Below are 9164 nucleotides of genomic sequence, written 5' to 3'. Positions count from 1 at the left end.
GTCAAATGCTATGCAAGAAGATAAACGGCGTTCGCGAGCAGGCTCGCTCCCACACCAGGATCAGGTGTTCAGAGGCAAGTCGCCAACGCCGCCAACCGGCGCTTGGCGACAAAATCGTCCTGTCTGGCGTAGTAGTTCAACGCCGTGCCGGTGGCACTGGCTTGTATATCGACAAACGATTCGGCCGAGCGGGTGTACACCGTCGAGCCACCCCGTTTGCCGGGTTGCAGGTAGGCTCCGGCATCGACGCCGAACACCGCTTCGTCTTCCCAGGCGAACTTCACGCATTGGGCGACATTCTGCTCTGGTTTGTCCGAGGCCAGGGTCTTGTAGGGGGCTTGGGTCCGGGCCTGTTCCATCGCCGAACCCGCGCAGCCGGCCAACAGGGTTGCGGCCACGGCCACCATCAGCATTCGCATTGCATTCACTCATCGAGAAAAAAACCGACTTTAGCACTGCGACCAGCGCCTTCGTGCGGCTTTACTGAAATTTGCCCGCGACAATGGCTATCGATTCACGCAACCTGTCGGGACATTGACTCAAGGAGCAACCATGGCGGCAACCGGACAGCAGCACGAACGAGCCCTGGAGATCTTTCTCGACGAACGCCCGCAGTTGCGTGTCGAGCTGGACAACCTCAACCCCCTGCTGGCCCAGGCCAAGGGCGAAACCGCTGCGCAGTATCGCGCCGAGCGCTTGCATGAAGCGTTCGAAGCCGAGGCCGAGCGCCTGGGTCTGTTTGCCTGGGAGCTGACGCTGTCGCTGACGGCGGCCTCCGCCGAGGACTACCAGGCCCAGCGCATGGAAGTGCACAGGGAAGTCGCGGAAATGGCGGGAATGGAATGGGCTGAGTACTGCCAGTTACATGGTCTCACGGACTGAAGTGAACCCCGTGGCGAGGGAGCTTGCTCCCGCTGGCCTGCGTAGCAGGCCCAAAAAGGCGACTCAACTCACCTGAGACACCGAGTTGTACGATCCAGGGGCCGCTTCGCAGCCCAGCGGGAGCAAGCTCCCTCGCCACGAAAGCTCACGCCGTTTCCGAGAATCGCCCCACCGCCGATAAAGCTTTATCATGGCCGCAGTTTTACGGATCGGGTCTGTCATGAAGTTCGCCATCGCGCTGTTTTCCGCCGCCCACGCGCCCTCCTCGCGCCGCGCCTTGCTGTTTGCGCAAGCCGCGCTGGCCGGTGGGCATGAGATCGTGCGGCTGTTTTTCTACCAGGACGGCGTCTACAACGCCGATAACAGCATCGTCACGCCCCAGGATGAGCAGGATCTGCCGCGGCAATGGCGAACCTTCGTCAGCGACCATCAGCTCGACGGCGTCGTCTGCATCGCGGCGGCGTTGCGCCGTGGCGTGCTCAACGCTGAAGAGGCCCAGCGTTACCAGCGTTCGGCAATCAGCGTCGAAGCGCCCTGGGCCCTTTCCGGACTGGGTCAGCTGCACGATGCGATCCAGGACGCCGACCGCTTGATCTGTTTTGGAGGCGCATGATGGCCAAGTCGTTATTGCTCATCAGCCGTCAGTCCCCGTGGTCCGGTCCCGGAGCCCGGGAAGCATTGGACATCGTGCTGGCCGGCGGTGCGTTCGACCTGCCCATCGGCCTGCTGTTTCTCGATGACGGCGTGTTCCAGCTCAGCGCCAGGCAAAACGCCAAGGCCCTCCAGCAAAAAGACCTGAGCGCCAATTTGCAGGCATTGCCGATGTTCGGCGTCGACGAGCTGTTTGTCTGCGCCGACAGCGCCGCCGAGCGTGGCATCGCCACCGATGCCCTGGCACTGGACGCTTTGAAAGTGCTGGGCGCAGCGGACATCGCCGCGCTCATTGACCGTTACGACCAGGTGATCACCCTCTGATGTCGACTTTGCATGTGTTGTCCCATTCGCCGTTCGGTGATAACCGCCTCGCCAGTTGCCTGCGGATACTGGGGAGCCAGGATGCGCTGGTGCTGTGCGGCGACGCGACTTACGCGCTGCAACCTGGCACCGAACCGTTCGCTGCACTCCAGGCCGCCGGGCGCAAGGTGTTCGTCCTTGCCGAAGACGCCCAGGGCCGTGCCCTGCACACTCCGGACTGGGCCGAAGCCATCGATTACCCAGCCTTCGTCGAGCTTTCAATCGAGCATGACAAGGTCAACTCCTGGCTATGAACGTGCTGACCGTGGGCGCGCGCAGCATCGCGCTGGACAAGGACGGCTACCTGGCCGATCTCAATGACTGGTCAACGGAAGTGGCCACAGCCCTGGCCGCTGCTGAAGACATCGAGCTGAGCCCCGAGCACTGGGAAATCCTCGAACTGCTGCGGGCCTTTTATGATGAATTCCAGCTGTCCCCCGCCACTCGGCCGCTGATCAAGTACACCGCGCTGAAACTCGGCGCGGACAAGGGCAACAGCCTGCACCTGAACCGATTGTTCAAAGGCACTCCCGCCAAACTCGCCGCCAAGCTGGCGGGCCTGCCCAAACCGACGAATTGCTTATGACCGACTTTCCTTCGCTGACCCTCGAGACCCCGGCCGAACATCCATTCGCCCAATTCGTGCGCATCCTTGGCAAAGGCAAGCGCGGCGCCCGCAACCTCACCCGTGAAGAAGCCCGCGAGGCCATGGGCATGGTGCTTGATGAGCAGGTCGAAGAGACCCAGTTGGGCGCCTTCCTGATGCTGTTGCGGCACAAGGAGGAAAGCGCCGAGGAAATGGCCGGCTTCACCGACGCCCTGCGTCAACGCCTGGTGGTTCCGCAACTGGCGGTGGACCTCGACTGGCCGACCTACGCCGGGAAGAAGCGCCACCTGCCGTGGTACCTGCTGGCGGCCAAATGCCTGGGACAGAACGGCGTGCGGATCTTCATGCACGGCGGCGGCGCCCACACGGCGGGTCGGCTCTACACCGAACAGTTGCTTGGTTTGCTGGATATCCCCCTGTGCCGCGACTGGCAACAGGTCGGCACGGCGCTGGACACCGGCGGCCTGGCCTTCATGCCGCTGGTGGACTGGGCGCCGCAAATGCAACGGATGATCGACCTGCGCAACACCCTCGGCCTGCGCTCGCCGATCCATTCCCTGGCGCGGATCCTCAATCCACTGGGCGCGCGTTGCGGTCTGCAAAGCATCTTCCATCCTGGCTACCAGGCCGTGCATCGCGAGGCCAGCGGGCTGCTGGGCGACACTGCCATCGTGATCAAGGGCGACGGCGGCGAGATCGAAATCAATCCGGACGCCGACAGCCACCTGTACGGCACCACCGGTGGCGCCAGTTGGGACGAAGAATGGCCACGCCTGTCGGAGCAGCGCCACGTCAAGCCGGAGCGCCTCGACCCTGAGCATTTGAAAGCCGTCTGGCGCGGCGACGTCGAGGACAGCTACCCGCAACTGGCATTGATCGCCACGATGGCTTTGGCCTTGCGCGGCCTGGGGTTGTCTCGTGAAGAAGCGTTCGACAAAGCCCGGCAGTATTGGGACGCGCGGAACAGATCGATTTAGTCGATCATCAGCGCCCAACCTTTGCGCTTTTTGTTCGAACCTATCGGCATAGACTCTTCTCCAACGTTTACCAGGCTGAGGAGATCGAGATGGGTTTGTTGGTCGAGGGCCGCTGGCAGGACCAGTGGTATGAAAGCAAGGACGGCAGTTTCCAGCGTGAACAGGCGCAACGCCGCCACTGGATAACCGCCGACGGCAGCGCCGGCCCTTCCGGCGAGAGCGGCTTCGCCGCCGCAGCCGGTCGTTATCATCTTTATGTTTCCCTCGCCTGCCCCTGGGCGCACCGCACGCTGATCTTGCGCAAGCTCAAGGGCCTGGAAGAGCTGATCGATGTTTCAGTGGTCAGCTACCTGATGCTGGAAAACGGCTGGACCTTCGACCAGGCCCACGGCTCGACGGGCGACAAGCTCGACCACTTCGACTTCCTGCACCAGCGCTACACCGCCGATACAGCGGACTACACCGGTCGTGTCACTGTGCCCGCGCTGTGGGATAAACAACAGCAGCGCATCGTCAACAACGAGTCAGCGGAAATCATCCGCATGTTCAACAGCGCCTTCGATGGCTTGACCGGCAACGACCTGGATCTCTATCCAGAGCACCTGCGCGGCGAAATCGATGGGTTGAACGAGCGCATCTATCCGGCGGTGAATAACGGCGTCTACCGCGCCGGCTTCGCCACCACCCAGGCGGCTTACGAAGAAGCCTTTGATCAGCTGTTTGCCGAACTGGACCGTCTGGAAGCCCTGCTGGACACCCGCCGCTACCTGACCGGCGAGTACCTGACCGAGGCCGACATACGCTTGTTCACGACGATGATTCGCTTCGACGCGGTGTACTTCGGTCACTTCAAATGCAACCTGCGACGCATCGCCGATTATCCGAACCTGTCGAACTGGCTGCGGGAGATGTATCAGTGGCCGGGCATTGCCGAGACAGTGGATTTCAGGCATATCCAGCGGCATTACTACGGCAGCCACAAGACCATCAATCCCAATGGGATCGTGCCCAAGGGGCCGGAGCAGGATTTCACGGTGGCGCATGATCGGCGGAGGTTGAGTGGGAAAGGGATCTGGCGCGGAGCCCGGGATTGATCCGGACCGGTGTAGTTGTCGAGGGCCTCTTCGCGAGCAGGCTCGCGAAGGGCGCGGCGCGGTCTTCAGACCTGCCCCTGAGCCCCTTCAAACCAAGCCAGCTTCTCGCGCAACTGCACCACTTCCCCAACAATCACCAGCGTCGGCGCATGCACCTCATGCTCGGCCACCAGCCGTGGCAGGTCCGCCAGGGTTCCGGTGAACACCCGCTGGTTTGAAGTCGTGCCTTGCTGGATCAGCGCCGCCGGCGTGTCCGCCGCGCGACCGTGCTTGATCAATTCGTTGCAAATCACCGGCAGCCCTACCAGGCCCATGTAAAACACCAGCGTCTGCGCTGGCGACACCAGGTCCGCCCAGGGCAGATCGCTGCTGCCGTCCTTGAGATGGCCGGTGATGAAACGCACCGACTGGGCGTAGTCGCGATGGGTCAGCGGGATCCCGGCGTAAGCCGCGCAACCACTGGCCGCCGTAATGCCCGGGACCACCTGGAACGGGATGCCATGGGCCGCCAGTTCTTCGATTTCTTCGCCGCCACGACCGAAGATGAACGGATCGCCACCCTTCAGCCGCACCACACGCTTGCCCTGCCGGGCCAGGTCGACCAATTGTTGGTTGATCTGGTCCTGGGGCACCGCGTGCTCGGACCGGCGCTTGCCGACGTAAACCCGCTCGGCATCGCGCCGGCACAGCTCGAGGATCGCCGGGGCCACCAGACGGTCGTAAAGCACCACGTCCGCCTGCTGCATCAGGCGCAGCGCGCGGAAGGTCAGCAGGTCCGGATCACCCGGCCCGGCGCCTACCAGATAGACTTCGCCCGGCGCGTTCGGCGCCTGGCCGTCGATCTTTTCCCGCAACAAGCGCTCGGCTTCGCCGCCCTGCCCGGCCAACTGACGATCGGCGATCGGGCCTTGGAACACTTCTTCCCAGAACGCCCGGCGCTGCTGCACGTCGGGAAACAGTTGCTTGACCTGGTTGCGAAAGCGCGCCGCCAGGCCGGCCAGTTGTCCGTAGATCGATGGAATCCAGGTTTCCAGCTTGGCGCGGATCAGCCGTGCCAGCACCGGCGCGTCGCCGCCGCTGGACACCGCAATCACCAAGGGCGAGCGGTCGACGATCGCCGGGAAGATCACGCTGCACAGCGCGGGCGCGTCCACCACGTTGACCGGCACGCAGCGCTTGTGCGCGTCGGCCGAAACCTGGGCGTTGAGCGGCTCATCATCGGTGGCGGCGATGACCAGGCCGCAGCCGTCCATATCCGCCTCGACGTAGCCACGCCGCACGCATTCACCGCCGCTGCCACTGACCAGTTCCCGCAACTGCGGTTCGATGTCGGGTGCGACCACCCGTAGCAGGGCACCGGCATCCGCCAGCAGGCGAGACTTGCGCAAGGCAATCTCGCCGCCGCCGACCACCAGCACGCGGCTGCCGCGCAGGTTGTGGAACAGTGGCAGATAGTCCATTTAGCCGATGACCTCGATGCCGCCCATGTACGGCTTCAGCACTTCAGGCACCCGGATCGAACCGTCGGCCTGCTGGTAGTTTTCCAGCACGGCGACCAGCGTACGCCCCACCGCCAGGCCAGAGCCGTTGAGGGTATGGACCAGTTCCGGCTTGCCGGTTTCCGGGTTGCGGAAACGCGCCTGCATGCGGCGGGCCTGGAAATCACCGCAGTTGGAGCACGAGGAAATCTCGCGGTACTTGTCCTGGCTCGGGATCCAGACTTCCAGATCGTAGGTCTTGACCGCACTGAAGCCCATGTCGCCGGTGCACAGCGCCAGGGTGCGATACGGCAGCTCGAGCAATTGCAGGACCTTCTCGGCGTTGGCGGTCAGGCTTTCCAGGGCTTCCATGGATTTCGACGGCTCAACGATCTGCACCATCTCGACCTTGTCGAACTGGTGCTGGCGGATCATGCCGCGAGTGTCACGACCCGACGCGCCGGCTTCACTGCGAAAGCACGGCGTGTGGGCGACAAACTTGATCGGCAGTTGCCTGGCATCGACGATTTCGCCGGCAACGACGTTGGTCAGCGAGACTTCGGCCGTCGGGATCAGGTACAGGTCGGCTTCGCCGTCGCGAGCGATCTTGAACAGGTCTTCCTCGAACTTCGGCAACTGACCGGTGCCTTGCAGCGCCGGTGCCTGGACCAGGTACGGTGTGTAGGCCTCTTCGTAGCCGTGCTCGGTGACGTGCAGGTTGATCATGAACTGCGCCAGTGCGCGATGCAGACGGGCGATCGGCCCGCGCAGCAGGGCGAAACGCGCGCCCGACAGCTTGGCGGCGGTCTCGAAGTCCAGCCAACCGAATTTCTCGCCCAGGGCGACGTGGTCCTGTACCGGAAAATCGAAGGCTTTCGGCGTGCCCCAGCGACGTACTTCGACGTTGCCGTCCTCGTCTTCACCCACCGGCACCGATTCGTGAGGCAGGTTCGGGATGCCCAGCAGGATCGAATCCAGCTCGCTCTGGATCGCGTCCAGTTCGGTCTTGCCGGCGCTCAACTCGCTCGCCATGCGCTCGACATCGGCCATCAGCGGCGCGATGTCTTCGCCGCGCTGCTTGGCCTGACCGATGGACTTGGAGCGCGCGTTACGTTCAGCCTGCAGGGCTTCGGTGCGGGTCTGGACGGTCTTGCGCTGTTCTTCCAGCGCTTCGATGCGCGCGACATCCAGGGCAAAGCCACGGGATGCCAGGCGGTCCGCTACGTCCTGAAGGTTGCTACGTAACAGTTTGGAATCGAGCATGTCGGTCTCTCGTTATCAAAGTTTGGTCAGGGACAGGCCGGCCCAGGTGGCGAGCAGCCCGCCGAACACGCTGATGGCCGCATAGCCCAGGGCCAGCGGCACCTGCCCGCTTTCCAGCAGGCGCACCGTATCCAGTGAAAAGGATGAAAAAGTCGTCAGGCCGCCAAGAAAGCCGACCATCAACCCCGCGCGCACCTCGATGGGCACTTCAGGGCGAATCAGAAACAGGCCGTAAAGAACACCGATCAGCAGACAGCCCACGATATTAACGGCCAGCGTCGCGGTATAGAAGTGCCGCGGCCAATTTGCGCTGATCCAGTTGCCCGTGGCGAAACGCAACAATGTACCGGCAACGCCGCCGGCGGAGACTGCGAGAATCAAGGGGATCACGGTTTTCTCCGCTGCCGTGGACTCAATCGGTCCAGTTGCGCCAAGTGATTGAGCTTCTCGCCGATCTTCAGCTCCAGGCCACGGGGCACCGGCTGATAGAACCGCTGGGGTTCGAGTTCCTCGGGAAAATAGTCTTCGCCAGCGGCGTAAGCGTCAGGCTCGTCATGGGCGTAACGGTATTCATCGCCGTAGCCCAACTGCTTCATGAGCTTGGTCGGCGCGTTGCGCAGGTGCAACGGCACTTCCAGAGAGCCGTGCTCGGCGGCGCTGCGCATCGCCGCCTTGAAGCCCATGTAGACGGCGTTGCTTTTCGGCGCGCAGGCCAGGTAGGTAATGGCCTGGGCCACGGCGAGCTCGCCTTCCGGGCTGCCGAGGCGCTCTTGCACGTCCCAGGCCGCCAGGCACAGGCTCAGGGCGCGCGGATCGGCATTTCCGATGTCTTCGCTGGCCATGCGTACTACACGGCGTGCGAGGTACAGCGGATCACAACCGCCGTCGATCATCCGCGCAAACCAGTACAGCGCGCCGTCCGGGTTGGAGCCGCGCACTGATTTGTGCAGCGCCGAGATCTGGTCGTAGAACGCCTCGCCGCCCTTGTCGAAGCGGCGCCGGGTATCGCCCAGCAGGCTTTGCAGCAGCTCGACATCGATCTCGCTGTCGTCTTCGGCCAGGTCCGAGGCGTTTTCCAGCAGGTTGAGCAGGCGCCGACCATCCCCGTCGGCAGCGCTGAACAGTATCTGGAAACCTTCGTCGCTGAGGCTCAAGTGGCGCTTGCCCAGGCCGCGCTCTTCGGTGAGCGCGCGATGCACTAGCTTGCGCATCGCCGCCTCGTCGAGGCTCTTGAGCACGTAGACCCGCGCGCGGGACAACAAGGCGTTGTTGAGTTCGAAGGAAGGGTTCTCGGTGGTGGCGCCGATGAAAATCAGCGTACCGTCCTCGACATAGGGCAGGAAGGCGTCCTGCTGTGACTTGTTGAAACGGTGCACTTCATCGACGAACAGGATGGTGCGCTTGCCGTACTGGCCGGCCTGCTGCTTGGCGATTTCCACCGCCTGGCGGATCTCCTTGACCCCGGCCAGCACCGCCGACACCGTTTCGAAATGCGCATCCGAGACTTCCGCCAGCAACCGCGCCAGGGTGGTCTTGCCGACCCCCGGCGGGCCCCAGAAGATCATCGAATGCAGGGCGCCCTGCTCCAGGGCTTCGCGCAGGGGCTTGCCGCGGGCGAGCACATGCTCCTGGCCGACGTACTCATCCAGGTTGGTGGCCCGCAGGCGGGCGGCCAATGGCTGGGCAATCGGGGCGCTTCGAAACAGGTCCATCACTGCTTATGCAACCTCCGCTGGGTCCTGTTGCCGATCAGTTGAACAATTGAACACCACAATCCCTTGTGGGAGCGAGCCTGCTCGCGAAGCGGTGTGTCAGCTACGTCATTGTCAACTGATCCGCCGCCTTCACG

At 63.3% G+C, this 9164-nt stretch carries 12 protein-coding genes; 7 read left to right on the top strand and 5 right to left on the bottom strand.

Annotated features, from left to right (window positions below; translation table 11 throughout):
• Nucleotides 1-68: 68 nt before the first annotated feature.
• On the bottom strand, nt 69-419 hold the full coding sequence (locus tag ACE04F_RS10265; RefSeq protein ID WP_486106388.1) for a hypothetical protein: 351 nt from the start codon (nt 417-419) through the stop codon (nt 69-71).
• 133 nt (nt 420-552) lie between these two features.
• Here ACE04F_RS10265 and ACE04F_RS10260 point away from each other — a divergent pair, with 133 nt between their 5' ends.
• The 7 genes from ACE04F_RS10260 (at nt 553) to ACE04F_RS10230 (ending at nt 4574) form a co-directional block, all read left to right on the top strand.
• Nucleotides 553-882: a DUF6388 family protein gene (locus tag ACE04F_RS10260; protein ID WP_486106386.1), complete on the top strand. Its 330-nt coding sequence runs from the start codon at nt 553-555 to the stop codon at nt 880-882.
• Between the two features lie 220 nt (nt 883-1102).
• On the top strand, nt 1103-1495 hold the full coding sequence (gene tusD, locus ACE04F_RS10255; RefSeq protein WP_434603751.1) for a sulfurtransferase complex subunit TusD: 393 nt from the start codon (nt 1103-1105) through the stop codon (nt 1493-1495).
• Nucleotides 1495-1857, top strand: a complete 363-nt coding sequence (gene tusC, locus ACE04F_RS10250) for a sulfurtransferase complex subunit TusC (protein WP_486106384.1) — start codon at nt 1495-1497, stop codon at nt 1855-1857. The genes tusD and tusC overlap by 1 nt, the downstream gene beginning before the upstream one ends.
• Complete coding sequence (gene tusB / locus ACE04F_RS10245) at nt 1857-2150, top strand: sulfurtransferase complex subunit TusB (protein WP_486106382.1); 294 nt, start codon at nt 1857-1859, stop codon at nt 2148-2150. The genes tusC and tusB overlap by 1 nt, the downstream gene beginning before the upstream one ends.
• Nucleotides 2147-2482 carry a TusE/DsrC/DsvC family sulfur relay protein gene (locus tag ACE04F_RS10240; RefSeq protein WP_486106380.1) on the top strand — a complete coding sequence of 112 codons (336 nt, stop codon included), beginning with the start codon at nt 2147-2149 and terminating at the stop codon, nt 2480-2482. Before tusB ends, ACE04F_RS10240 begins: the two co-directional genes overlap by 4 nt.
• Complete coding sequence (locus ACE04F_RS10235) at nt 2479-3480, top strand: glycosyl transferase family protein (protein ID WP_486106378.1); 1002 nt, start codon at nt 2479-2481, stop codon at nt 3478-3480. Before ACE04F_RS10240 ends, ACE04F_RS10235 begins: the two co-directional genes overlap by 4 nt.
• Nucleotides 3481-3569: 89 nt before the next feature.
• On the top strand, nt 3570-4574 hold the full coding sequence (locus ACE04F_RS10230; protein WP_486106376.1) for a glutathione S-transferase family protein: 1005 nt from the start codon (nt 3570-3572) through the stop codon (nt 4572-4574).
• Between the two features lie 65 nt (nt 4575-4639).
• Here the strand turns inward: ACE04F_RS10230 and cysG are convergent, their stop codons facing one another.
• From cysG to ACE04F_RS10210, 4 genes are read right to left on the bottom strand one after another with little or no spacing between them, the layout of a single operon-like run.
• Nucleotides 4640-6034, bottom strand: a complete 1395-nt coding sequence (gene cysG / locus ACE04F_RS10225) for a siroheme synthase CysG (protein ID WP_486106374.1) — start codon at nt 6032-6034, stop codon at nt 4640-4642.
• On the bottom strand, nt 6035-7315 hold the full coding sequence (gene serS, locus ACE04F_RS10220; RefSeq protein ID WP_486106372.1) for a serine--tRNA ligase: 1281 nt from the start codon (nt 7313-7315) through the stop codon (nt 6035-6037).
• A gap of 15 nt (nt 7316-7330) precedes the next feature.
• A complete protein-coding gene (crcB, locus tag ACE04F_RS10215) occupies nt 7331-7705 on the bottom strand; it encodes a fluoride efflux transporter CrcB (RefSeq protein WP_207961507.1) in 375 nt (124 codons plus the stop codon).
• Nucleotides 7702-9027 (bottom strand): replication-associated recombination protein A, encoded by a 1326-nt coding sequence (locus ACE04F_RS10210; protein WP_486106369.1) that lies wholly within the window; start codon nt 9025-9027, stop codon nt 7702-7704. Before ACE04F_RS10210 ends, crcB begins: the two co-directional genes overlap by 4 nt.
• Between the last annotated feature and the right edge of the window lie 137 nt (nt 9028-9164).

The sequence above is a fragment of the Pseudomonas sp. AGC41 genome, assembly GCF_057334555.1.
Note: the sequence above shows the minus strand (reverse complement) of the source record. Positions and strands in the feature narration are given on the sequence as shown.

What these genes read in the sequence shown, in the direction of transcription:
- ACE04F_RS10240 (WP_486106380.1), top strand. Translation starts at nt 2,147, where the DNA reads ATGAACGTGCTGACCGTGGGCGCGCGCAGCATCGCGCTGGACAAGGAC.
- tusC (WP_486106384.1), top strand. Translation starts at nt 1,495, where the DNA reads ATGGCCAAGTCGTTATTGCTCATCAGCCGTCAGTCCCCGTGGTCCGGT.
- tusD (WP_434603751.1), top strand. Translation starts at nt 1,103, where the DNA reads ATGAAGTTCGCCATCGCGCTGTTTTCCGCCGCCCACGCGCCCTCCTCG.
- ACE04F_RS10235 (WP_486106378.1), top strand. Translation starts at nt 2,479, where the DNA reads ATGACCGACTTTCCTTCGCTGACCCTCGAGACCCCGGCCGAACATCCA.
- ACE04F_RS10260 (WP_486106386.1), top strand. Translation starts at nt 553, where the DNA reads ATGGCGGCAACCGGACAGCAGCACGAACGAGCCCTGGAGATCTTTCTC.
- ACE04F_RS10265 (WP_486106388.1), bottom strand. Translation starts at nt 419, where the DNA reads ATGCGAATGCTGATGGTGGCCGTGGCCGCAACCCTGTTGGCCGGCTGC.
- ACE04F_RS10210 (WP_486106369.1), bottom strand. Translation starts at nt 9,027, where the DNA reads ATGGACCTGTTTCGAAGCGCCCCGATTGCCCAGCCATTGGCCGCCCGC.
- tusB (WP_486106382.1), top strand. Translation starts at nt 1,857, where the DNA reads ATGTCGACTTTGCATGTGTTGTCCCATTCGCCGTTCGGTGATAACCGC.
- serS (WP_486106372.1), bottom strand. Translation starts at nt 7,315, where the DNA reads ATGCTCGATTCCAAACTGTTACGTAGCAACCTTCAGGACGTAGCGGAC.
- cysG (WP_486106374.1), bottom strand. Translation starts at nt 6,034, where the DNA reads ATGGACTATCTGCCACTGTTCCACAACCTGCGCGGCAGCCGCGTGCTG.
- ACE04F_RS10230 (WP_486106376.1), top strand. Translation starts at nt 3,570, where the DNA reads ATGGGTTTGTTGGTCGAGGGCCGCTGGCAGGACCAGTGGTATGAAAGC.